This window comes from Streptosporangium roseum DSM 43021 (assembly GCF_000024865.1).
GTDB classification, from domain to species: Bacteria; Actinomycetota; Actinomycetes; order Streptosporangiales; family Streptosporangiaceae; genus Streptosporangium; species Streptosporangium roseum.
The window spans coordinates 2,887,774-2,911,518 of sequence record NC_013595.1 but is presented as its reverse complement, the minus strand read 5'-3'; the positions used below and the strand labels follow the sequence as shown (position 1 = coordinate 2,911,518).

Below are 23,745 nucleotides of genomic sequence, written 5' to 3'. Positions count from 1 at the left end.
GCGCCGTGGAGACCTCCGGAGACCGCCCCCGGACCGAAGCGTTCTTCGGAGCACCGCGCCGTACGCGTCCCTCACAGGGCCGCAGAGGGCTCCGGACAGCCACCCGGGGGCCGTACGCGCTTCTCAGAGCGCCGTGGAGGCCTCCGGATGCCGGTCCGAGGAAAGGGACGCAGCCGGGGTCGGCGGGGCCGTGTGGTGCGCCTGGGGCGCCGTCAGTGGGCCTCGGTGGTGAAGTGCTTGACGCTGCTCCACTTGAGCCACTGCTTCCAGTTCTCCTGCCAGTGCCCCCAGCCGTTGGTCGGCTCCAGCACCCGGGGCGATCCGGTGATGATGATCGGGTCGCCGATCAGGGTGTTGTCGATGAACCACTTGGCGTTCGCCGGGCTGACGTTGACGCAGCCGTGGCTCACGTTGGAGTTGCCCTGCGAGCCCACCGACCACGGGGCGCTGTGGATGTACTCGCCGCTGTTGGAGATCCGGACGGTGTTGTAGACGGTCATCTGGTAGTAGCCCGGCGAACCGGGCCCGATGCCGGGCGAGGTCATGATGGTGACGGGCTCGCGGGACATGGCCAGGTGGATGCCGCTGGTCGTGTAGTACTTCCAGACGCCGCCCTGGCCCGCGCTCATGGGCATCTCGCGGATCTTCCTGCCGTCGCGCCTGACGGTCAGGTGGTGGGTGCCGGTGCTCCCCCTGGTGATCTGGGAACGGCCGATTTTGAAGTCGATGCTCTGGTTCCGCTTGCCGTACAGGCCGTCGCCGCCGCGCACACCCGCCAGCCGGGCCTCGACCCGGACCTTGGTGTGCGCCGGCCAGAACTCCCGGGGGCGGAAGTGCACCGTCTTGTCGTCGAACCAGTGCCACGCCCCGAAGACCGGCCTGGAGGCGTGGACCGTCAGGTTCCGCTCCACCGAGACGCGGTCGGAGATGGGCTGGTCGAAAGTGATCATGACCGGCATGCCGACGCCGACGGTGAGGCCCGTCATGTCCCTGTTGGGGGCGAAGGTCTCGATCGCGAAAGTCTTGTCCGCCTTGACGGTGGAGAAGGAGGTGGTGGTCTCGGTGGCCTTGCCCGCCGGGTTCACCGCCGTGGCGCTGACCCTGTAGGAGGTTCCGGGGGTCGCCGTGCCCCGGCTGCGCCACTGGGTGCCGTCGGCGCTCAGCACGCCCGCCAGGGAGCCGTTCTCCCCCTTGACGGTGACCTTCTTCAGAACCCCGCCCCGGGCCGCCACCAGGACGGTCGTGCCCGTCGGCACCTTGCCGGTCCTGTCGACGGGGACCACGCTGACGGCGGCGTCGGCGTAGCTCATGGGGCTCGGCGTGCCCGGCACACCGGCGCCGTTGCTCGCCGCACATGAGGTCGCCAGCACCAAGGCCAGCAGCCCGGCCCCCTGGCTCGAACCACGGATCGCCTGCCCCACGTGAACTCCCCCGTCCCGGACTCATCTACTGATTCTGTTATTACCCGGAGTAAGCGGAGCACCACGTAAGACATCACTCCTAACCTGCCAACAAACGCCAAAAAGCGGACCACGGAAATTTTCCGTGGTCCGCTTCTTCGGCGGAGACGTGCCGGGATCAGTGCGAGAAGTGACCCCGGTAGTACTCGAAGACGAATCCGATCATGGTCATGATGACCGCGAAGACACCGATGAGGAAAAGCCACCAGCCGATGACCAGGCCGACCGCGGTGAGCGAGACGGCCAGGCAGACGAACAGCGGCCACCAGCTGTGCGGGCTGAAGAAGCCGAGCTCTCCGGCGCCGTCGCTGATCTCACCCTGCTTGTTGTCCTCCGGCTGCTCGCCGATGCGGCGAGCGGTGTACATCAGGTAGTAGCCGATCATGAAGGCGAAGCCCACCGAGATGGCCATCGCCGTCGTGCCGACCGGCTCCCTGGACCAGAACCAGTAGACGACGTCCACTGCGGCGAAGAAGATCCCGCAGAGGATGAACAACCAACCCTGGACCTTCATCGCTTCTCCTCCAGCTGCTCGCGCGGGGCCGAGGCGTAGGGGTATCTGAGGTCGAACGCCGGGCGCTCGGACCGGATGCGCGGCAGCGAGGTGAAGTTGTGCCGCGGCGGCGGGCAGGAGGTCGCCCACTCCAGCGAGTTTCCGAAGCCCCACGGGTCGTCCACGGTGACCTTCGGCGCGGTCTTGTGGGTCTTCCACACGTTGTACAGGAACGGCAGCGTGGAGGCGCCGAGCAGGAAGGCTCCGACCGAGGAGACCATGTTCAGGTCGGTGAAGCCGTCGATCGGGCTGTAGTCGGCGTAGCGGCGCGGGAAGCCCTGCGCGCCCAGCCAGTGCTGGACCAGGAAGGTGGCGTGGAAGCCGATGAACAGCGTCCAGAAGTGCACCTTGCCCAGGGTGTCGTTGAGCATCTTGCCGGTGAACTTGGGCCACCAGAAGTAGAAGCCCGCGAACATCGCGAACACCACGGTGCCGAAGACGACGTAGTGGAAGTGGGCCACGACGAAGTAGGAGTCGGACACCTGGAAGTCCAGCGGCGGCGAGGCCAGGATGACTCCGGTCAGACCACCGAACAGGAAGGTGACCAGGAAGCCGATCGAGAACAGCATCGGCGACTCGAAGGACAGATGCCCTCGCCACATCGTGCCGATCCAGTTGAAGAACTTCACCCCGGTCGGTACCGCGATGAGGAACGTCATGAAGGAGAAGAACGGCAGTAGCACCTGGCCGGTCGGGAACATGTGGTGGGCCCACACGGTGATCGACAGACCGGCGATGGCGATGGTCGCGCCGACGAGGCCGATGTAGCCGAACAGCGGCTTGCGGCTGAAGACCGGGAGGATCTCGGTCACGATGCCGAAGAACGGCAGCGCGATGATGTAGACCTCGGGGTGGCCGAAGAACCAGAACAGGTGCTGCCAGAGCAGCGCGCCGCCGGTGGACGAGTCGAAGATGTGGGTGCCGAGCTTGCGGTCGGCCTCCAGGGCCAGCAGGGCCGCGGCGAGCACCGGGAAGGCCATCAGCACCAGGATCGAGGTGAGCAGGATGTTCCAGGTGAACATCGGCATCCGGAACATGGTCATGCCGGGTGCGCGCATGCAGACGATCGTGGTGATGAAGTTGACCGAGCCGAGGATCGTGCCCAGACCGCTGATGGTCAGGCCGACGATCCACAGGTCACCGCCGATTCCCGGCGAGCTGATCGCGTTCGACAGCGGGGTGTAGGCGAACCAGCCGAAGCTGGCCGCGCCGCCCGGGGTAAGGAAACCCGACAGGGCGATGGTGCTGCCGAAGGTGAACAGCCAGTAGCTGACCATGTTCAGGCGCGGGAACGCCACGTCGGGCGCGCCGATCTGCAGCGGCATGAGCTCGTTGGCGAAGCCGGCGAACAGCGGCGTCGCGAACATGAGCAGCATGACCGTGCCGTGCATGGTGAACAGCTGGTTGAACTGCTCGTTGCTGGTGATCTGCAGGCCCGGCTGCGCCAGCTCCGCTCGCATGATCAGCGCCATGACGCCGCCGATCAGGAAGAACACGAACGAGGTGATCAGGTAGAGATGTCCGATGATCTTGTGATCGGTGGACGACATCCACTTCGCGATGACGGAGCCCTTGCGGGCCCCCACCGGCGCGAGAGTGAGGGGTTCGTTAAGTGCGGTCACTGGGCACCCGCCTGGCTAGCGATGTACTGGTCGAACTCGGCCTGCGGGACGAGCTTCACGTTGAAGAGCATCCGGCTGTGGTCCGTACCGCAGAGCTCGGCGCACCGGCCGGCGTAGACGGCGGGCTTGTTCAGCGTGTCGACCTCGAACTTGTTCTCGACACCCGGGATCACGTCGCGCTTGAAGTGGAAGGCCGGCACCCAGAAGGAGTGGATGACGTCCGGCGAGACGAGGTCGAACTCGACCTTCTGGTTCACCGGGAGCACCAGCTGCGGCCCCTGGGTGTAGTCGCTGACGGGCTTGCCGACGACTTCGACCTTCTTGCCGTTGTAGTCCGTCGTGAAGCGCCAGCTCCACTGGAATCCCTCGACCTTGACCTTCACGGGCGCCTGGCCGGTCATCGCGTTGACGTAGTTCTGGTCACGCGCGGTGAAGTAGAAGAACACGCCGACCATGATGATCGGCACCACCGTGTAGAGGATCTCGATGGGGAGGTTGTAGCGCACCTGGGGCGGCAGCTCATCCTTCGAGTTCTTCTTCTTGCGGTGGAAGGCAACGGACCACAGGATCAGGCCCCACACGACCACGCCGGTGGCGAGAGCGGCGATCCAGGATCCGTTCCACAGATTCTGAACGGTCTCGGCCTGCTTGGTGATAGCGCCGGGCAAGCCGCCCCGGGACCACTCATCGGCACTACAGGCCGTCGCGGACACCAACAGCAGCGCCAGAGCGGCAGCGCGTGGCACCCGGCGGCGGGCCAACGGACGCCGTGCAGAACGGCGGGTCGGACTCACGGATCGCCTACCCCACAGATGAAGCCCAGGAGTCGCTCCTGGGCGGTCGTTTATTCATGTTCACAACTTGTAGTTCACAGCTTTACGCTGGGGGACACACTAGCGCGGACCACCCCCGCCCCCCCGCGCAGCCCCCGAATGCGCCGCACTTGGTGCGACGATTGAGGCGTGGCGTACTTCGACGCGGCCTCCACCGAGCCGCTGCACCCTCAGGCACGCGAGGCTCTGATCGCGGCGCTCGACGTCGGCTGGGCCGACCCGGCGAGACTGTACGGTCCAGCCCGCCGCGCAAGGATGTTACTGGAACAGGCGCGGACGGAAATCGCCGAAGCGCTCGGCGCCCGGCCCGACGAGGTCTCGTTCACCGCCTCCGGGACCCAGGCCGTGCATCTGGGCGTGCTCGGCACCCTGCACGGACGGCGGCGCGCCGGGCGCCGCCTGGTGACCTCGGCGGTGGAGCACTCCAGCGTGCTGCACGCCGCCGGGATCCACGAACGCGACGGCGGTTCGGTCGAGACGATCGGCGTCGGCCGCACCGGCGCGGTGGACCTGGCCGCGTTCGGCGAGGCGGTCCTCTCCGGCGGTACGGCCCTGGCCTGCCTGCAGAGCGCCAACCACGAGGTCGGCACGGTTCAGCCGGTCGCCGAGGCCGCGGCCCTGTGCGCCGAGGCCGGCGTGCCGCTGCTGGTGGACGCGGCGCAGACCGCCGGCCGGATGCCGACGCCGGAGGGCTGGTCGGTGCTGACGGCGAGCGCGCACAAGTGGGGCGGCCCCGCCGGGGTCGGCGTGCTGGCGGTCCGCAAGGGCACCCGGTGGCGCACCCCGCTGCCCGAGGACGACCGGGAGCGCCGCCGGGTCCCCGGCTTCGAGAACGTGCCGGCGATCGTCGCGGCGGCCGCCGCGCTGCGCGCCATGGCGGCCGAGTCGGCGCAGGAGTCGGCCCGGCTCTCGGCGCTCGTGGACCGGATCAGGACGGAGGTGCCCCGGCTCGTCCCCGATGTCGAGGTCATCGGGGATCCCGTCGCGCGAGTCCCACACATTGTCACCTTTTCGTGTCTTTACGTGGAAGGTGAAGCATTGTTGACAGAACTGGATAAGGCAGGATTCGCTATATCGTCCGGCAGTTCCTGCACGGCGAGTACGCTTCGTCCATCACATGTTTTGGAGGCCATGGGCGTGCTTACACACGGCAACGTCCGGGTATCGCTGCCCCAGGGCGCATCCGCCACGGATGTCGACCGCTTCCTCGCCGTCCTGCCGGACATGGTGAAGAGGATCCGCGAGGACGCGGGTGTAAGGACGTGATCAACATTCGGGGAGTGAAGGTTTCATGACGTCCAGGCAGACCGCCACGGAGGGATCCACCCAGCCTCCGGCGCTGACCATCGACGCGCTGGGCAAGAAGTGCCCGATCCCCATCATCATGCTCGCCGAGCAGATCAACCAGGTCCCGCGCAACGGGATCGTCTCGGTCCTCGCCGACGACCCCGCGGCGTTCACCGACATCCCGGCCTGGTGCCGGCTGAAGTCCCACCACCATGTGGCCAGCTACGAGCTCCCCGGCGGCGGCTGGGCCATCCACGTGCGGCGCAACTACTGACTTATCCGGAAAACGGGTAGAACCCCCCGAAAGTCGGCACACGTTTCGGGGGGAACACATGAGCGGAGAGACTGCCAAGGACCTGATGAGCTCGGGAGCCCGGTGCATCGAGGCGCACGAGACGCTCGACCGGGCCGCGCAGCTGATGCGGGAACTGGGGGTCGGCGCGCTGCCGATCTGCGGGAGCGACGACCGGCTCAAGGGGATCATCACCGACCGCGACATCGTGGTGAAGTGCGTGGCCGCGGGCAAGGACCCGTCGAAGGTCACCGCAGGCGAGATGGCCACGGGCCTGGTCTGGGTGCCCGCGAACGCCACCGCCCGGGACGTCCTGGCCAAGATGGAGGAGCACCAGATCAAGCGGCTCCCGGTGATCGAGAACAGCCGCATCGTCGGGATGATCAGTGAGGCCGACCTGGCCAAGCATCTGCCGGACGACCAGCTCGCTGACTTCGTGCACCGCGTCTACGCCAGATCCTGAGCTCCGGCCGCCCGGCGTTCCGCGGCGCCACCGCGGAACGCCGGGCGATCCCGGCCGCCCGGCGTCACGGCGGGCGGCGCGGTCCGGGCGAGGAGCGTGGGGTACGGCGAGCCCGGTGGGCGGCCGGTGCCTCCAGCGGGCTCGCCGTGGCGAGAACTCAGGCGTGGTGGCACTTCACGTGCTGGGCCACCTCGGCGGCGGCCTCGGCGCCGTAGGCGGCGGCGAAGCGCTCCAGGAAGACCTTCTGGCCCAGTTCGTACTCCTGACCTCCGACGCGCTCCAGCACGTGGGTGGCGGTGAGGTTGCCGACCTGGCCGCACCGCTCCAGGGACAGGCCCCAGGCCAGGGCGGACAGGAAGCCGGACCGGAAGGCGTCGCCCACGCCGGTGGGGTCGGCCTTGCCGAGCTCGGGGGCCGGGGGGACGTGCAGGGACGGCTCGCCCTTGCGGTCGATCACGACGCCCTTGGGACCGAGCGTGGTGACGCGGACGCCGACCCGGTCGAGGATCTCCTCGTCGGACCAGCCGGTCTTCTGCTCGATCAGACCCTTCTCGTAGTCGTTGCCGAACAGGTAGGCGGCGCCGTCGACCAGCTCGCGGATCTGCTCGCTGGGCATGCGCGCGAGCTGCTGCGACGGGTCGGCGGCGAAGGGGATGCCGCGCTGGCGCGCCTCGTCGGTGTGCCGGAGCATCGCCTCGGGGTCGTTGGGGCTGACCAGCACCAGGTCCAGAGCACCGAGCCGCTGGGTGATCGGGCCGAGCTCGATCAGCCGGGCCTCGGCCATCGCGCCGGTGTAGAAGGACGCGATCTGATTGTGATCCTCGTCGGTGGTGCAGAGGAACCGAGCGGTGTGGTGGAGCTCGGAGACGTACACCGACTCACAGTCGACGCCGTGCCGCTCCAGCCAGGATCGGTAGTCGGCGAAGTCAGCGCCGACGGCACCGACCAGGATGGGGCTCAGCCCCAGGCAGCCCATGCCGAAGGCGATGTTGGCCGCGCAGCCGCCTCGGCGGACCTGCAGGTCGTCGACGAGGAACGACAGGGACACCCGGTCGAGCTGGTCGGCGATGAGCTGGTCGCCGAAGCGACCCGGGAACGTCATCAGATGGTCGGTCGCGATAGAGCCGGTGACGGCGATGCGCACGGGATCTTTCTCCTCGTTGTCAGCATCTAAAGGAAGGGCGAGCGGTGAAACCCCGCAAGAATACGCGACCTCGCAGACGCGCGACGGCCCCGCGGAGTGAGAGATCTCACCCCGCGGGGCCGTCAGGTGCCGCGCCGCCGCCTAGTTGAACGAGTCGCCGCAGGCGCACGAACCCGTGGCGTTCGGGTTGTCGATCGTGAAGCCCTGCTTCTCGATCGTGTCGACGAAGTCGACCGTGGCACCCACGAGGTAGGGCGCGCTCATCCGGTCGGTGACCACGCTGACACCGTTGAAGTCCGTGACGATGTCGCCGTCCATGGAACGATCGTCGAAGAAGAGCTGGTAGCGGAGGCCCGAACAGCCACCCGGCTGCACGGCCACGCGCAGCTGGAGGCCTTCCTCGCCCTGCTGCTCCAGCAGGCTCTTGACCTTGGCGGAGGCCGCGTCACTAAGGATCAGACCCTGCGCCGTGGTCTCGCTGCTCTCAACCGACATGTGGTGACTCCCGCGTCTGCGTCAACCGCCCGATCGGAACGGCTGTCTGTTTTGACGTCCTTCTTAGACGCTACCAACACCCGCTGGCAGCTACACATTCCTCAGCCCCGAACTACCCCCGTGACCCCGGAATAAAGCGACCACCGGTGTGTGTCATGATTAGTCGTCAGTTCGACGATAAGGGGGTGTGGTCGTGACGACCACCGAGACCGGGCTTCCGCTCTTCGTCCTCGGCAGGGGGACCGACCCGCACAGCGAGCGCGGTGTCGACTGCCCTGGCGAGTTGCCGTCCGCCTCCGACCCGGCGCTGGTGGAGCGCGCCAGGCGGGCCAAGGCCGCGCTCGGCGACCGGGTCTTCGTGCTGGGGCACCACTACCAGCGTGACGAGGTCATCCAGTTCGCCGACGTGACCGGCGACTCCTTCAAACTCGCCCGGGAGGCGGCGGCCCGGCCGGACGCCGAGTACATCGTCTTCTGCGGCGTGCACTTCATGGCCGAGTCCGCCGACATCCTCACCGGCGACTCGCAGCGGGTCGTGCTGCCCGACCTCGCGGCCGGCTGCTCGATGGCCGACATGGCCACGTTCGACCAGGTCGAGGAGTGCTGGGAGGCACTGGAGGACGCCGGGATCGCGGGCGTCACGGTCCCGGTCACCTACATGAACTCCAGCGCCGACATCAAGGCGTTCTGCGGGCGCAACGGCGGCGCCGTGTGCACCTCCTCCAACGCCAGGCGCGCCCTCGACTGGGCCTTCTCCCGCGGCGAGAAGGTGCTGTTCCTGCCCGACCAGCACCTGGGACGCAACACCGCGGTGCTGGAGATGGGCCTCTCGCTGGACGAGTGCGTCGTCTACAACCCGCACCGGCCGAACGGCGGGCTGACCGCCGAGCAGCTCGCGAACGCCAAGATGATCCTGTGGAAGGGCCACTGCTCGGTGCACGGCCGCTTCACCCCCGAGTGCGTGGACGACGTCCGCGCGCGGATCCCCGGCGTCAACGTGCTGGTGCACCCCGAGTGCAGGCACGAGGTGGTCACCAAGGCCGACCACGTCGGCTCGACCGAATACATCATCAAGAAGCTCGAAGAGGCTCCGGCCGGGTCGTCCTGGGCGGTGGGCACCGAGCTGAACCTGGTCAAGCGGCTGGGGCAGATGTTCCCCGACAAGCACGTGACGTTCCTGGACCGGACCGTCTGCTACTGCTCGACGATGAACCGGATCGACCTGCCGCACCTGGTGTGGGCGCTGGAGTCCCTGGCGGCCGGTCAGGTCGTCAACCAGATCACGGTGGACGAGGACACCACCCACTGGGCCAAGGTGGCGCTGGACCGGATGCTGGCCCTGCCCTGATCCGGATCCCTCCACGGGACGGGCCCCGGCGCGCTGCGACCGCCGGGGCCCGTCCCGTTCGCGCGGATCCCCCGTACCCGGGCCGGGTGCGGGGGATCCCGCACGGGCGGGCCGTGCGGGCGGGACTCTCCTGACGGAAGCGACTACCGCAGCTCGTAGACCACCCGGATGTGGACCGAGACGGTCTGCTGCCCGGGACTGACGGAGGCCTTGTCGGCCATCATCGCGCCGCCGAACGCGACCGGCGAGGGCGGTGTGACCCCCTCCTCGCTGATCGACACGATGCGGCCCAGCTCGTCACCGGCCAGCCTGGCGTACTGCTCGGCGCGTGCCCGGGCGTCCTCGAAGGCCGCGTCACGCGCGGCCCTGAGCACCTTGCGGGTGTCGGACACCTCGAAGGAGACGCCGTTCAGCCGGGCCTCCTCCCCGACCGCGGCCACCGCGTCGATCACCTTGTCGGCGGAGTCGATGTCGCGCACCACGGCCTCGACGCCCTGTGCCGCCCGATATCCGGCGACGACGGGGTAGTCGTCGTACACGGGACCGAGGGACAGTTCGTTGGTCTGCAGATCCTTGGCCGCGATCCCGGCGCCGAGCAGCGCCTCGGTCAGCTTGGCGGCGGCCTTGCGCGCGTCGGCGAAGGCCGCGCTCGCGGAGGCACGGCGCACTTCGACGCCGGCGTTCAGGTGCATGACGTCGGGGACGGAGGACAGGTTCCCCTCCCCCACGACCGTGATCTGCGACTGGTTGTCGTTCACCGTCACCTTCGCGGAACCGGAGCCGGAGCCGGAACCGGAGTCGGCGGACGCGATCCCGCCGAACATGCCCAGGGTGACGAGCGCGGCCAGGGCCACGGTGCGAGGAATCTTGATCATAGGTGCATGGCATCACGGGGCGTCGACGGCGGCGGGGAGCCGCCGGTGTGCCCTGTCATATCTTGAACTTCAGATCACCGCGCGCTCCCGCCACCGGGCGAGCAGCCCGGCGTGTTCGGCGTGGGTCCACTCCCTCGCGTCAGCCCTCCCGGGTGAAGCGCATGAACTGCTTCTCGTACTCCTTGGCGTCGGTGCTGGTGGCCAGCACCCGCTTCACCTGCCCCCGAAAGTCGATCACTACCGCCTCGTAGCCGGTGCCCTTGCGCCGCCAGCCGGCGATGTGCTGGTCGTCGTACCAGCCGATGAGCCGTTTGGTCGCGAACGGGATCCTGACCCGGGCCTCGGCGTCGGCGGCGGTGGACCAGATGCAGATCTCCCGCTCGGTCCCCTTGCAGTACGTCATGAGCAGCGTGCCCGACGGGGAGATGTCGTCGCCCTCCACGGTGACCGGGGTTCCGACGTCCAGCAGGGTCTGCAGCACGGTGCCCTGCAGGTCGTAGAAACGGATGCGCTGGGTCTTGCCGGCCAGCGCCCAGGTGCCGACCGCCCGGCCGTCCCCTCGCCAGAAGTAGCTCCAGGTGCCCGCGTCCTTCTCCTTGACGCGGACGATGGCGGCCTTCTTCCTGGCGATGTCGATGACCGCGTAGCCGTACTCCTTGCTGGTGTCGCCGACCGCCTCGTACAGCGTCACCAGGCCCCGCCTGCCGTCCGGGGACCACTGCGGCAGGGTCGGGTAGACCGGCGCCTTGGTGATCTTGATCTTGCTCACCGACCCCGACCGCCGGTCGACGACGGAGACGACGGCGTAGTTGTTCTTGTCGTAGACCTTGTCGGTGGCCAGCGCATGGGTGCCGGAGGCGTTCGTCGTGTACTGGAAGTACTTGCCGTTCTTGGCGAAGCTCCCGCCGGGGGCGCGGACGTAGAGGTTCTTGTCCCAGTCGAGGCTGTAGGCGCTCAGCTTGATCGGGTCGTCCTCGCTCTCGTGGAGCGTGATCGAGCTGCCGGGAAGCTTGATCGTCCTGGTCGCCTGGGGCGGGACGGAGACCGCCGAGGTGGGGGTGGCGGTGGGGTCGCCGGCCTGGGGGGTGGAGTCGCCGGGCCGGGAGGTGGCGGGCGGGTAGGTGCTGCCCGCGTGGGTGGACACGATCGGGTCGGGCGTGGTGCCGCGCAGCGCCAGCGTGATCCCCACGGCCGCGACGAGCGTGACCGCGAGCCCCGCGCCGACCGCCACCCAGACCTTGCGCCCGCTCCTGGGCTCCGGCCCCTGCCCCGGGTACGGCGAGGCGCCGCGGGAGGGGTAGGTCGCGGGGCTGCCGTAGGGCTGCGGGGCCGCCTGCTGCGGGTAGCCATCCGGCCCGCCCCGGAGGTAGCCGTCCGCCTGCTGCGGGTAGCCCGGCCCCTGCTGGTGGTGGGCCTGCTGCGGGTAGCCCCCGGGGCCGGTCTGGGGGTAGCCGTCCGGCCCGGTCTGCCGCTGCGGGTAGCCCGGCCCGGCCTGCGGGTGCCCTCCCGGACCTGTCTGCAGAGGGTGCGGGTTACCCGGCCCCTGCTGCGGATACCCTCCGGGGCCGGTCTGGTGGGGATGGGCCCGGCCCGGCCCGGTCTGGGGATAGCCGTCCGGCCCGGTCTGCCACGGATGGCCGCCCTGCCCCGCACCGGGGTGCTGGGCAGGGGCCTGGCCGCCGGAGCCGGGGCCCGTCTGCTGCGCGGCCGCCGCCGAGCCCTCCGCGAGGATGCCGCGGGGCGCGGTGGGTGCCGGCACGCCCGGCGCGCCGCCGGCGTGGCCCAGCAGCCGCAGCAGCGCCTCCCCCGCCGTGGGCCGCAGGGCGGCGTCCTTGGACAGGCACTGCCCCACCAGGTCACGCAGGGCCGGATCGGTGATCGCCCGCAGGTCGGGCTCCATGTTCATGATCCGGTTGAAGATCGCGGGGAGGCTGTCGGTGCCGAACGGCGGCTGGCCGGTGGCCGCGAAGACCATCGTGCAGCCCCAGGCGAACATGTCGGCGGGTGAGCCGGCGGTCTCTCCCGCGAGCTGCTCGGGGGTCATGTAGGAGGGGGTGCCGATCGCCATCGCGGTCAGCGTGGAGGTCCGGTCGAGCGCCTTGGCGATGCCGAAGTCGATCACCCGGGGGCCGTCGGGGGCGAGCAGCACGTTGGAGGGCTTGAAGTCGCGGTGCACGATCCCGGCCTGGTGGATCGCGACGAGCGCGGTCACCGTGCCGATCGCCAGGCGGTGCAGGGCCGAGCCCTCGCGCGGCCCCTCGCCTGCCACGACGGCGTCCAGCGTCGGGCCGTCGATGTATTCGCTGACGATGTAGGGCCGGTGCTGGTCGACGCCGGTGTCGATGACCGCGGCGGTGCAGAACGGCGCGACCCGCTGGGTCGTGCTGACCTCGCGGACGAAACGCTCCAGCGCCTCCTCGTCCTGGGCGAGGTCGGCGCGGAGCAGCTTGACCGCGACGCGGGCACCCGTGGGCGACACGCCGAGAAACACCGTCCCCTGCCCGCCCTCGCCGAGCCGCGCGGTGAGCTGGTACTCCCGCACCCGCTCGGGATCCCCAGGCCGCAAGGACGCGAGGTCCGGCATAGCCACACCCTCCCTTTAAGGACTTTTTACGGTCCATTGTGAGGGCAAATGGTCACAGTCAGTGCATCACCCCCGGGGCCGCGCCAGCGGGAAGGACAGGGTCTGCCTGATCGACTTCCCGGTCAGCAACATGATGAGCCGGTCCACTCCGATACCGAGGCCGCCGGTGGGCGGCATGGCGTACTCCAGCGTGCGCAGGAAGTCCTCATCCAGCTCCATCGCCTCCGGGTCCCCGGCGGCGGCCAGCAGCGACTGCTCGGTCAGGCGGCGGCGCTGCTCGACCGGGTCGACCAGCTCGGAGTAGGCGGTGCCGAGCTCGACGCCGTAGGCGACCAGGTCCCACCGCTCGGCCAGCCTGGGGTCCTGGCGGTGCGGCCGGGTGAGCGGGGACACCTCCGACGGGAAGTCGGTGTAGAAGACCGGCCCGGCGGTCCGCTCCTCCACCAGCCGCTCGTACAGCTCCAGGAGCATCGCGCCCCGCCCCCACCTCGGGTGGTACGGCACCGCCAGCCGGTCGGCCAGCTTGCGGAGCTCCTGGACGGAGGTGTCCACGGTCACCTGCTCCCCCGCCGCCTCCGAGACGGCCTCGTTGACCCCGACCGTCCGCCAGACGCCGGAGATGTCAATCTCCTGCCCGTGCCTGCGGATCACCGGCGCGCCGAACGCCGCGATGGCCGCCTCCTGGACCAGCTCGCGGGCCAGCTCCAGCATCGTCCGGTAGTCCGCGTAGGCCTGGTAGGCCTCCAGCATCGTGAACTCCGGGTTGTGCTTGTAGGAGACCCCCTCGTTGCGGAAGGTCCGGCCGAGCTCGAAGACCCGCTCCGCCCCGCCCACGCACAGCCGCTTGAGGTGCAGCTCCGGCGCGATCCTCAGGTAGAGCCGCATGTCGTAGGCGTTCATGTGGGTGACGAACGGCCGTGCGCAGGCGCCCCCGTGGACGGGCTGCAGGATCGGCGTCTCGACCTCCAGGAAGCCCCGCCGCACCAGGGAGTCGCGGAGGCCGTGCAGGACCGCCCCCCTGATCCGCAGCGTCTCGCGGGCCTCGGGATCGGTCACCGGGCCGGGGTGACGCCGCCCGGCCCGCGTCTCCTGGCCGGGCGCGCCGCGCCGCCTGCCGGGCGGCGGGCGCAGGCACTTGGCGGTCGTCGCCCACTCCTCTGCGAGCACCGACAGCTCCCCGGTCCTGGTGGTGACGACCTCGCCGACGCAGCCGACGTGGTCGCCCAGGTCCACCGTGTCGCGCCAGCGCTCCAGCCCCGCGGCCTTGGTGATCATGAGCTGGAGGGTCCCGGTCCAGTCGGCGACCGTGGCGAACAGCAGCCCGCCGTGGTCGCGGACCAGCATCACCCTTCCGGCCACCGCCACCCGCTCCCCGGTCCGCAGGTCGGCGGCCCGGCCGGGATGGGCCCGCCGTACCTCGGCGGCGGTGTGGGTGCGCGGGTAGCCCACCGGGTAGGGGTCGCCGCCCCCGGCCCGGATCCGGTCCAGTTTGGCGAGCCGGACCCTGACCTGTTCCGGTACGGCGGGGCCCCGCCCCCCGCTCTCGCCCGGCTCCGGCGCGAGGGCCGCACGGGCCGCCGCGGGGGGCTCCACCGCCGGGCGGGCCGGGCCCTCCCCACGCCGCAACAGGGTGGGCAGGCTCGGCGCGTGCCCCAGGAAGCCTTCGGCGATCACCGAGGCGAGGCCGACCTTGGGCAGGTCCCGGCCGTCCTCGTAGGCGAGGTAGCGCGGCACCCAGTCGGGGCGGTACTTCACGTTCGACCGGTACAGCGACTCCAGCTGCCACCAGCGGGAGAAGAACAGCAGCATCCCCCGCCAGGCCCGCAGCACCGGCCCGGCGCCGATCCTCGCGCCCTCCTCGAAGGCGGCCCGGAAGACCGCGAAGTTCAGCGAGACGCGCTCCACGCCCAGCGTGGGCGCCTGCCTGACGAGGCCGGAGACCATGAACTCCGTCAGGCCGTTGTCGGCCTCGCGGTCGCGGCGCATCAGGTCCAGGGAGAGGCCGTGCTCGCCCCACGGCACGAACGACAGCAGCGCGGCGTGGCCGCCGTCCGGCCCGAGCGCCTCGACCAGCACGCACCTGCCGTCCGCCGGGTCGCCCAGGCGTCCCAGCGCCATGGAGAAGCCGCGTTCGGCCTCGGTGTCCCGCCACGCCTCGGCCCGGTCGATGATCCGGCGCATCTCCTGGGGGGTCAGCTCCTCGTGCCGCCGGACGCGCAGGGTGTATCCGGCCCGCTCGACCCGGTTGACCGCCTGCCGCACGCCGCGCATCTCCCGGCCGGACAGGGTGAAGCGGGCGACCTCGATCACGGCCTCGTCACCGAGCTGCAGGACCCGCAGCCCGGCCCGGTTGTAGGCCCTGGCGCCCTCCTCGCTCGCCCCGATGGCCGCCGGGGTCCAGCCGTACTCCCCGGCCTGGTCCATCCATGTCCGGATGGCCGGTTCCCACGCCTCCACGTCTCCGATCGGGTCGCCGCCGGCCAGGCTGACCCCGGCGACCACCCGGTAGGAGACGGCCGCCTTGCCGCTGGGGGAGAAGATCGCGGTCCGGTCCCTGCGGGTGGCGAAGTATCCGAGCGAGTCGCGCTCTCCCGTGGCGGCCAGCAGCGCGCGCACCCCGGCCTCCTCGTCCGGGGGCAGCTCGGCGCTGGCCTGCTGGGAGCGGAAAAGGACCATGAAGGCGGAGAGGATCGCGACGGCGGTCAGCAGGCCCACGACGAAGCCGACCCAGGCGGGCGGGTGCCCGACCCGGTCGAGGTCGAGGGTGACGGCGCCGCCCAGTGACTTCTCCAGCGCCCAGGCGAACCTGCCCCGCGGCTCCAGCGTGCCGGGGAAGAGCGTGACCAGCAGGTAGGCGACGCCGAAGGACACCGCGAACAGGAGGGCGAGGGTGAGCAGCGCCTTGCGGAAGGCGCCGCGCTGCACCTTGGCGTAGAACTCGCGGCGCGCGAGCACCAGCACGGTCAGCAGGCCGGTGACGAAGACCAGGTTGACGGCGCCGGTGGCCAGGAGCCAGGTGGACTCGCGCCCCCGGAAGGCGCTGTCGCCGAAGAGGTAGACCAGGGGCAGCAGGAGCACGTCGAGCAGGAGGGTCAGCGACAGCAGCACCACCAGCAGCCAGTACGCCGCGCGCTTGTGGCGGGAGAGTGCCCCGGCGAGGATCGCCAGGAACACCGCGTAGCCGAGGTTCGCCTCGACCGAGAAGACGCTGGTGCTGATCACGTCGGTGGCCGGCCGCAGCAGCCTCCGGACCGGCCCGACGAGCGCGATGAGCGCCGAATAGGCCGCCAGCACCGCGAAGAACACGCCCAGCGCCCGGGGCACCGTCGCCGTCCAGCGCCGGTCCTTCAGCCGAGATGCCATCATCACCCCCGAGGTGATCGCTACTCAGGTCGTATACCCGGCTACGTATCGTGAAATCTGCTAATCATCCGGACCGCCTCGGTGATCGCCTCGGGACTTTCGAGCTGGACCTCGTGCCCGGTGCCGGGCAGGGAGATCAGCTTGGCGTCGAGGAGCTCGGCGAGGTCGTGGTGGCAGCGGTCCTCCGGACCGGCGCTGAGGATGACGACGGGGATCTCCGGGAAGGGATGGGTCCCGCGCAGCTCATCGAGCTCGGCGGTCATGTCCGGATAGGCGAGCCACTCGGCCGTCGCGGCGGCCAGGACCCGGCCCCTGCCGTACACGGCACGGGCGCGGTCGTGCGCTCCCATGAGGAGGCGGTGCGCGAAGGGCAGCGCCAGGCAGGCGACGGCGGTCGCGCCGAACGTGCCGCCCAGCGCGGGAAGGGCACGCTGTACGGCGCGCACGGCCGCCGCGCGCGCCGCGCCGCGGGGCCGCACCGCGGACTCGCAGCTGGGGTCGACCAGCACCAGCCCCGCCACCCGCCCGGGGTGGAGCCGGGCGAAGGCCTCCGCGTGCCGGCCCGCCGCCGAGTGCCCCACCACCACCGCCGGCACCCCCGCGAGCGCGCCGATCCGATCCGCCTCCTCGCGCAGCGTGGGCGGCCTGCGGTGGCCGGAGCTGAGGCCCAGGCCCGGCCGGTCGAACCGGATCACCGCGTGGTCGCGGCTGAGGTCGGCGGCGACCCGGTCCCAGTGGAACCACGCTCCCGCCATTCCCGCGCAGATCAGCACCGGCGGCGTCCCGGCCCCCTCCAGCAGGACGTGCGACTTCGGCGGGGCCGCCATCGTCCGGTCGCGCCACAGCGCGACCCCCGGCAACAGCAGCCAGAGCCCGATGACCGCGACCTGGAACCGCTGCGCGAGCCCCACCGGGGCGCCGGACGCGATGGCCGCCAGGGTCCACACCGTGGCGACGGCCATGAGCACGGCCAGCACCGCCCCGCCGTACCCGATGAGCGGCCACCTGCGCCGCCGCAGCGCGCTCACCGGCAGCGCCACGAGGCTGATCATCGCTCCCGCGGACGCCAGGGCGCTGGTCGCCGTATGGATCCGGTGGGACGGCGAGACCCGCCCCGCCGCCTCGGCGGCCGCGCATACGGGGTCGCTCAGCGCGGCGCAGTCCAGCGGGAACAGGCCGCTGTCCAGAACCGTCATCCCGCCCAGCAGCGCGAGACCGAGCCAGCCGGCCGCGCCCCACCGGCCGGGACGCTCGTCGGGGACCAGGGCCACCGCGGCCAGGCAGGCGATCCCGGCGACCACGTCGGCGGCCCGCACCAGCCACGACCACGGCTGGTCGGCCGCCGCCAGCTCGCTGACGTACGCGTCCGGCCCGCCGATCCCGGGGTTGAGGAACTGCGCCGGCAGCCAGGCGCTGTAGCACAGGCCCGCGATGACGAACCCGCAGGCCGCGAACCAGGTCAGCCTCCGCCGGGCGCGCATCGCTCTAGAGCCCGGGAGCGCCCCACAGGGGGAACCAGCGGCTGAGGTCGGGCTCGATCGGGAGCTCCCCCTCGATCGCGGCACGCACCTGAAGCTCCAGCGCGTTGTCCCTGTGCTGACCCGACAGCGGCGCGAACGGGTAGAAGGTGCCCCGCTTGTAGAGGTAGACCAGGGCGAGCTTGCGGGCGGACTCGTCGGCGAACACGACCAGGGAGCAGAGCAGGGAGGGGCCGAAACCCGCCGCCTCAAGGGAGGAGTTGACCGCGTGCAGATCGGTGACCAGGTCGCCGACCTGCTCGGGCGTGCGGCGCACCAGCAGCCAGGTGTAGCCGTAGGCGTCCTTGGACTCCTCCACCGGCGGGCCGCCGCCGGTGGCGAGCAGCTGGGTGACGTCACGCTCCAGCTCGGCGAAGGCCCCGCCCTCGGCCGAGCGGAAGCAGACCGACCCCGTCCCGGTCGGCGCCAGCCCGGTCGCGGCCTGCAGGGTCACCGCCGCCGACGGCAGCGCGAACAGCGCGTCCAGGTCCGGCTTCACCGGTTCGGTACGGCCCAGCAGCGCGTCCCACCACTTCACCGGGTCACACCCCCTGCCCGAGCTGGGCCGAGATCCTGGCGAGCTGTTCCAGGCGCCGGTTCAGCGGCGGATGGGTCGCGAACAGCGTGGCCAGGCTCGTGCCGCCGGACAGCGCGGGGACGAAGAAGAAGGCGTTGAACGGCTCGGCCTCGCGCAGGTCCCTGGTCGGGATGCGGGCCATCTCACCGCTGATCTTGACGAGCGCGCTGGCCAGGACGGAGGGACGCTGGGTGAGCAGCGCTCCGGCGCGGTCGGCGGCCAGCTCGCGGTAGCGCGACAGGGCGCGGGTGAGCAGGAAACTGACCCCGTACACCAGGGCGGAGACCAGCATGATGATCAGGCCGATCGGCAGGCCGCCGCGGTCGTCGCGGGCACGCCCGCCCAGGCCGCTGTAGAGCGCGACCCTGGTCATGAGCCCGGCGACGATGCCGAGGAACGAGGCGACGGTCATCACGGCGACGTCGCGGTGGGCGACGTGGGACATCTCATGGGCGAGCACGCCCTCAAGCTCGGCCCGCTCCAGGCGGCGCAGCAGGCCGGTGGTCACGCACACCACGGCCTTCTTCTGGTTGCGGCCGGTGGCGAACGCGTTCGGGACGTCCGAATCGGCGATCGCCACCCGCGGCTTGGGCATGTCGGCCATGGCGGAGAGACGGTCGATCATGCCGTGCAGCTCTGGGGCCTGCTCCGGGGTGACCTCACGTCCGTGCATCGCGAACAGCGCGATGCGATCGGACATGAAGTACTGCACCAGCAGGGTGCCGCCGGCTATGAGCAGCACCAGGATCGTCCGGACGCCCAGCGTGATCAGCACGCTCACGAAGACGACGTACAGCAGTCCGAGCAGGAACATGGTCAGAACCATGCGACTGGTCAGGCCCCGGTCCGGGGCGAACCGGGTGTGTGCCATATGCCCAAACTATCCGGGAATCAGCCCCTCATCGCCGAGCATCTCCCGCACTTCTTCCATGGAAGCGTCGGCCGGAGGCAAAATCAGCTCCGAGGACTCCAGGCTGTCGTCCGGGAGCGCCTTGCCGACATGGCGGACCTTGTCCAGCAGGTCGTGCAGGCGGGCCCGGAAGGCCTCCTCGTCGCCGGCCTCGATCGCCGCCTCCAGCTCACCGTCCAGGGCGTTGAGAACCCCGAGGTCACCGGGATCGATCTCGGTCTGGCCCTCGCCCATGATGCGAACGATCACAGCCCCTCCCCCGGCTGACGGTACTGCTGGGTCTGGGGGGACTGCTGGGGCTGCTGCTGGGGCTGGGGCTGGGGCTGCTGCTGGGGTGCTCCGGACTCGATCGCGCTCTTGGGCGCGGAGCCCTGCCCGAGCTCGGCCTTCATCCGGGCGATCTCCAGCTCCACGTCCTGGCCACCGCCCATGCGGTCCAGCTCGGCCTGGATGTCGTCGCCGCGCTGCCCGCTGAAGTCGTCGAGCGCACCACTGGCCAGCAGCTCGTCGATGGCGCCCGCGCGGGCCTGCATCGAGGCCGTCTTGTCCTCGGCGCGCTGGATCGCCAGGCCGACGTCGCCCATCTCCTCGGAGATGCCGGAGAAGGCCTCGTTGATCCGCGTCTGCGCCTCGGCCGCGGTGTAGGTCGCCTTGATCGTCTCCTTGCGGGTGCGGAAGGAGTCGACCTTGGCCTGCAGCCGGTGCGAGGCGGTGGTGAGCTTCTCCTCCTCGCCCTGCAGGTTGTCGTGCTGGACGCGGAGGTCGGCGATCTGGGTCTGCAGGCTCGACCGGCGGGTCAGCGCCTCGCGGGCGAGGTCCTCGCGGCCGACGCCCAGCGCCTTGCGGCCCTGCTCCTCAAGCTTGCGCGACTGGGCCTCGATCTGGTTGATCTGCAACTCCACCCGCTTGCGCGAGGTGGCGACGTCGGCCACACCCCGGCGCACCTTCTGCAACAACTCCAACTGACGCTGGTAGGAGTAGTCCAGGGTTTCGCGTGGATCCTCCATCTTGTCCAAGGCGTTGTTGGCCTTGGACTTGAAGATCATGGAAAGTCTCTTCATCACGCTCATGCGCGTCGGCCGTCCCCTTCTTCAAATGCGCTTCGGGTCACCCCAGTGATTCCAGCCCCCCATAGAAAGCTCCGGAGCCACCTAGGTTCACCCTACGCATAACGCACGAGGGCGTCACTAAGTTGCAGTCCCGGTAGGCTGACGATGTGTTCCGACGTACCCAGACCACCGCGGACGACTCCCCCGTCTCCGCTAACGATCCTAAGCCTGCGGGCAAGGGGCGTCCCACACCCAAGCGCCGGGACGCCGAAGGCCGTCGCCGCCAGCCGGTGAACGCCCCCCAGAACCGCAAAGAGGCCTACAAGCAGCTCCGCGAACGCCAGGCCAACGACCGCGTCAAGGCGCGCGAGGGCATGATGCGCGGCGACGAGCGCTACTTCCCGGCGCGCGACCGGGGCCCGGCACGCAAGTTCGCCCGTGACTGGGTGGACTCCCGCCGGATCATCAGCCAGTACTTCCTGCCGTTCTCGCTGCTGATCCTGCTGCTCACCTGGGTCCCCTTCCCCGGCGAGACCCGGCAGTACATCTACGCCGCCGTCATCACGATCGGCTGGCCGATCATGATGGTCGGCGTGCTGTTCACCTCGGTCTGGGTGTCCTGGAAGGTCAAGAAGCTCGTGACCGAGAAGTTCCCCGGCGAGAGTGTCAAGGGCGTCGGCTTCTACGCCGCCATGCGCGCGCTGCAGATCCGCAAGCTGCGCTTCCCGCCGCCCGCCTTCCTCCCCGGCGGCAAGCCCGTCCCGGCGAAGAAGTAGGCGTCCGGGCCCCGTCCTCCGCTGGGGGACGGGGCTCTTCCTTTCCGGGCCTTTCCGGGGTCGGCCCCGGCTCTTCCTTGTCCGGGCCTTGCTTCCTTTCCGGACTCCGGGCCTTGCTTCCTTTCCGGACCTTTGCGGGGTCGACTTCCAGGCCTTTGCGGGGTCGACTCCGGCGGGAGCCGTGCCGCGGCCTCAGTCCACGACGTCCCAGTCGAGCTCGCCCTCGGTCACCCCGGGCTTCCAGTAGCCGACGGCGCCGCCGGTCTCCATCGCGTCGGCGACCGCCTTGAGCAGGGCGTAGTGCGAGCGGATCGGGACCCCGCCGAGCGTGAAGCTCATCTGGCCCTCGTGGTCGGTCTCCCCCACGTCGCGCCTGACCGAGTCGACCACCAGATGGTTGCCGCTCCCGTCGGAGCCGAACGGGATCATGCGCCCGTCCCACCACTCCGTACGCGGGTCGGAGCCCTCACTCTCTCCGTCGACCTCGCACAGCCCCCGCCAGGTGTCGCGGATCTCGCGGACGCCGAGGAAGCCGTTGGACAGGAAGCCGAACGGCCAGGTCCCGCCCACGGCCGCGGCGCCGTTGTGCCGCAGCAGGGAGGCACGCAGGTCGTTGGGGAAGCGCAGGCCCATCTGGGCCTCCGCGACCGCGATCGTCCGGGCCCTGGCGGGCCCCCTGAGCGTGCGGCGGCTCGCGGGGGCGTTCGCCTTCAGCCACCTCTCGATCCGCGCCCACTGCCGGTTCACCGCCCGGGTGACCCTCGGGCTCACCTTCCGCGCCGCCGGGGTCCGCACCACCGGCGCGCAGTCCGTGTCGGGCCCCTCCACCTGCTCCTCGGGGGCAGGGACGAGGTCCTGGAATGTGGGGGCGTTCTCGCCGCCTCCGGAACCCGCCCTCTCCGGCTCCGCCTCCTTCTTGCAGACGGCGGACCATCCGTCCGGCCCCGGGGAGGCGGGTATGCAGTCGCGGCCGTCGAGCACGTCAAGGTTGCCCGCGCCGAGGAAGTGCTCCTCGGTGTACTCCTCCCCCTGGGAGGACGCCGTGGTCTCGTCCTTGGAGAACGTCGAGGTCTCCAGGACCTGGGCGGCGAGGACCAGCAGGCACAGCGCCACCGCGACGGCGCCCCAGCGGGTCAGGCGGCGCCGGGTGGCGTCGTCCAGGGGCGCTCTCGACGGGGGCGCCCCGGTGAGGAAGCGGGGGATGTAGGCCCCGGTGGCGTAGTGCTTGAGATCGTCGGCGGTGGGGGTGCCGAGAATCGGGGCCGGGGGCCACTGCGGTGAGAGGGCCGGTACGGCCTCGGCCTCGGATCGGGGGGCGGCTCCGGGCCCGGGAGCGATCTCCGTGCGGAGGGCGGCACCGGGGAGGGTCGGAGACCTGCGCAGGCGCAGGACCGCCACGACGATCGCCGCCACCGCGGCGGCCACGAGCGCGAGCCGTACCCATCGAGAAGTGATCAACCGCAACACGCCGGGCAGAGTATCCCGAATCGGTCTGTCGCATGACACCTACTAGGGTCGGAAGCATGGAATTCCGCCACCTTGGCCGTAGCGGCCTCATGGTCAGTGAGATCAGCTACGGCAACTGGATCACTCATGGTTCCCAGGTAGAAGAGGACGCCGCCCGGGAATGCGTGCGGGCGGCGCTCGACGAGGGGATCACCACCTTCGACACCGCCGACGTGTACGCGGGCACCAAGGCGGAGGAGGTGCTCGGCCGCGCTCTGAAGGGCGTCCGCCGCGAGTCTCTGGAGATCTTCACCAAGGTCTACTGGCCCACGGGTGCCGGCCCCAACGACCGCGGCCTCTCCCGCAAGCACGTCACCGAGTCCATTCACGGCTCGCTGCGCCGCCTGCAGACCGACTACGTCGACCTGTACCAGGCCCACCGCTTCGACAACGAGACGCCCCTTGAGGAGACCCTCAAGACCTTCGACGACCTCGTACGCCAAGGCAAGGTCCTCTACGTCGGCGTCAGCGAGTGGAACGCCGACCAGATCGCCCGGGCCCTGAAGATCGCCGACGAGATGGGCTTCGACCGCCTGGTCTCCAACCAGCCGCAGTACTCGATGCTGTGGCGGGTCATCGAGGCCGAGGTCGTGCCGCTGTCCGAGAAGGAGGGCCTCAGCCAGGTCGTCTGGTCCCCGATCGCCCAGGGCGTGCTGACCGGCAAGTATCTGCCGGGCCAGCCGCCGCCCGCCGGCTCCCGGGCCACCGACCCGGCCGGAGGCGGCTTCATCTCCCGGATGCTGAACGACGACGTGCTCACCCGCGTCCAGGACCTGAAGCCGATCGCCGCCGACCTCGGTCTGAGCATGGCCCAGCTCGCGGTGGCGTGGGTGCTGCAGAACCCGAACGTGGCCTCCGCCATCATCGGGGCGACCAAGCCGGAGCAGGTCCGCGACAACGTCAAGGCCTCCGGGGTGAAGCTGGACGCCGAGGTGCTGAAGAAGATCGACGACGTTCTCGGCCCGGTGGTCGAGCGCGACCCCGCCAAGACCGTCAGCCCCGAGAAGCGCCCGTAGCCGTCCGGACAGACGAAACCCCGTGAGTCGCCATTCCAAAAATGGCGGCTCACGGGGTTTTCTCATTCATTCGGG

General features: G+C 70.2%; 21 protein-coding genes. 6 read left to right on the top strand and 15 right to left on the bottom strand.

All coding sequences use genetic code 11. The features are described 5' to 3' along the window. Nucleotides 1-212 precede the first annotated feature (212 nt). The 4 genes from SROS_RS12945 to ctaC form a co-directional block, all read right to left on the bottom strand. Nucleotides 213-1,421 carry a L,D-transpeptidase gene (locus SROS_RS12945; RefSeq protein WP_012889384.1) on the bottom strand — a complete coding sequence of 403 codons (1,209 nt, stop codon included), beginning with the start codon at nt 1,419-1,421 and terminating at the stop codon, nt 213-215. 157 nt (nt 1,422-1,578) lie between these two features. Continuing rightward, nucleotides 1,579-1,974, bottom strand: coding sequence for a cytochrome c oxidase subunit 4 (locus tag SROS_RS12940; RefSeq protein WP_012889383.1), 396 nt, complete (start codon nt 1,972-1,974; stop codon nt 1,579-1,581). Then, entirely contained in the window at nt 1,971-3,563 is a 1,593-nt protein-coding gene (gene ctaD / locus SROS_RS12935; protein ID WP_245564733.1) for an aa3-type cytochrome oxidase subunit I, read from the bottom strand. Before ctaD ends, SROS_RS12940 begins: the two co-directional genes overlap by 4 nt. A 68-nt stretch (nt 3,564-3,631) precedes the next feature. Further along, a complete protein-coding gene (ctaC, locus tag SROS_RS12930) occupies nt 3,632-4,381 on the bottom strand; it encodes an aa3-type cytochrome oxidase subunit II (RefSeq protein WP_434096150.1) in 750 nt (249 codons plus the stop codon). A gap of 216 nt (nt 4,382-4,597) precedes the next feature. Between ctaC and SROS_RS12925 the strand changes: the two genes are divergently transcribed. The 3 genes from SROS_RS12925 to SROS_RS12915 are packed head-to-tail and all read left to right on the top strand — an operon-like array spanning nt 4,598 to nt 6,510. Next, nucleotides 4,598-5,734 carry a cysteine desulfurase family protein gene (locus SROS_RS12925; RefSeq protein WP_012889380.1) on the top strand — a complete coding sequence of 379 codons (1,137 nt, stop codon included), beginning with the start codon at nt 4,598-4,600 and terminating at the stop codon, nt 5,732-5,734. Nucleotides 5,735-5,759: 25 nt separating this feature from the next. Next, nucleotides 5,760-6,029, top strand: a complete 270-nt coding sequence (locus tag SROS_RS12920; protein WP_012889379.1) for a sulfurtransferase TusA family protein — start codon at nt 5,760-5,762, stop codon at nt 6,027-6,029. A 58-nt stretch (nt 6,030-6,087) separates the two neighbouring features. Then, nucleotides 6,088-6,510, top strand: a complete 423-nt coding sequence (locus SROS_RS12915; protein ID WP_012889378.1) for a CBS domain-containing protein — start codon at nt 6,088-6,090, stop codon at nt 6,508-6,510. 157 nt (nt 6,511-6,667) lie between these two features. Here the strand turns inward: SROS_RS12915 and SROS_RS12910 are convergent, their stop codons facing one another. Together SROS_RS12910 and erpA are read right to left on the bottom strand one after the other, a co-directional pair. Continuing rightward, nucleotides 6,668-7,654, bottom strand: a complete 987-nt coding sequence (locus SROS_RS12910; protein WP_012889377.1) for a carbohydrate kinase family protein — start codon at nt 7,652-7,654, stop codon at nt 6,668-6,670. Between the two features lie 141 nt (nt 7,655-7,795). Then, nucleotides 7,796-8,149 (bottom strand): iron-sulfur cluster insertion protein ErpA, encoded by a 354-nt coding sequence (gene erpA / locus SROS_RS12905; RefSeq protein ID WP_012889376.1) that lies wholly within the window; start codon nt 8,147-8,149, stop codon nt 7,796-7,798. A 193-nt stretch (nt 8,150-8,342) separates the two neighbouring features. Between erpA and nadA the strand changes: the two genes are divergently transcribed. Then, nucleotides 8,343-9,497, top strand: a complete 1,155-nt coding sequence (nadA, locus tag SROS_RS12900) for a quinolinate synthase NadA (protein ID WP_012889375.1) — start codon at nt 8,343-8,345, stop codon at nt 9,495-9,497. Nucleotides 9,498-9,640: 143 nt separating this feature from the next. On the opposite strand, the gene SROS_RS12895 is transcribed toward nadA, so the two are convergent. The 8 genes from SROS_RS12895 to SROS_RS12855 all read right to left on the bottom strand — a co-directional run bounded on the left by SROS_RS12895 (nt 9,641) and on the right by SROS_RS12855 (nt 20,393). Further along, nucleotides 9,641-10,372, bottom strand: a complete 732-nt coding sequence (locus SROS_RS12895; RefSeq protein ID WP_012889374.1) for an SIMPL domain-containing protein — start codon at nt 10,370-10,372, stop codon at nt 9,641-9,643. Nucleotides 10,373-10,511: 139 nt separating this feature from the next. Further along, the gene (locus SROS_RS52855) at nt 10,512-12,956 is read right to left on the bottom strand and encodes a serine/threonine protein kinase (RefSeq protein WP_012889373.1); all 2,445 of its coding nucleotides are present in this window, start codon (nt 12,954-12,956) and stop codon (nt 10,512-10,514) included. A gap of 66 nt (nt 12,957-13,022) precedes the next feature. Further along, nucleotides 13,023-16,319 (bottom strand): bifunctional lysylphosphatidylglycerol synthetase/lysine--tRNA ligase LysX, encoded by a 3,297-nt coding sequence (gene lysX, locus SROS_RS12885; protein WP_012889372.1) that lies wholly within the window; start codon nt 16,317-16,319, stop codon nt 13,023-13,025. A gap of 41 nt (nt 16,320-16,360) precedes the next feature. Then, entirely contained in the window at nt 16,361-17,800 is a 1,440-nt protein-coding gene (locus tag SROS_RS47345; protein ID WP_012889371.1) for an alpha/beta fold hydrolase, read from the bottom strand. A 4-nt stretch (nt 17,801-17,804) separates the two neighbouring features. Continuing rightward, nucleotides 17,805-18,374: a PspA-associated protein PspAB gene (gene pspAB, locus SROS_RS12870; RefSeq protein WP_012889370.1), complete on the bottom strand. Its 570-nt coding sequence runs from the start codon at nt 18,372-18,374 to the stop codon at nt 17,805-17,807. A 4-nt stretch (nt 18,375-18,378) separates the two neighbouring features. Continuing rightward, the gene (gene htpX, locus SROS_RS12865; RefSeq protein ID WP_012889369.1) at nt 18,379-19,284 is read right to left on the bottom strand and encodes a zinc metalloprotease HtpX; all 906 of its coding nucleotides are present in this window, start codon (nt 19,282-19,284) and stop codon (nt 18,379-18,381) included. Between the two features lie 9 nt (nt 19,285-19,293). Further along, nucleotides 19,294-19,572, bottom strand: a complete 279-nt coding sequence (gene pspAA, locus SROS_RS12860; RefSeq protein ID WP_012889368.1) for a PspA-associated protein PspAA — start codon at nt 19,570-19,572, stop codon at nt 19,294-19,296. Next, complete coding sequence (locus tag SROS_RS12855; RefSeq protein ID WP_012889367.1) at nt 19,569-20,393, bottom strand: PspA/IM30 family protein; 825 nt, start codon at nt 20,391-20,393, stop codon at nt 19,569-19,571. Before SROS_RS12855 ends, pspAA begins: the two co-directional genes overlap by 4 nt. Before the next feature lie 146 nt (nt 20,394-20,539). Between SROS_RS12855 and SROS_RS12850 the strand changes: the two genes are divergently transcribed. Continuing rightward, nucleotides 20,540-21,148 carry a DUF3043 domain-containing protein gene (locus SROS_RS12850; RefSeq protein ID WP_012889366.1) on the top strand — a complete coding sequence of 203 codons (609 nt, stop codon included), beginning with the start codon at nt 20,540-20,542 and terminating at the stop codon, nt 21,146-21,148. 192 nt (nt 21,149-21,340) lie between these two features. On the opposite strand, the gene SROS_RS53840 is transcribed toward SROS_RS12850, so the two are convergent. After that, a complete protein-coding gene (locus SROS_RS53840; protein WP_148269058.1) occupies nt 21,341-22,615 on the bottom strand; it encodes an SMI1/KNR4 family protein in 1,275 nt (424 codons plus the stop codon). Nucleotides 22,616-22,671: 56 nt separating this feature from the next. Here SROS_RS53840 and SROS_RS12840 point away from each other — a divergent pair, with 56 nt between their 5' ends. Next, nucleotides 22,672-23,670 (top strand): aldo/keto reductase family protein, encoded by a 999-nt coding sequence (locus SROS_RS12840; RefSeq protein ID WP_012889364.1) that lies wholly within the window; start codon nt 22,672-22,674, stop codon nt 23,668-23,670. Nucleotides 23,671-23,745: the final 75 nt, after the last annotated feature.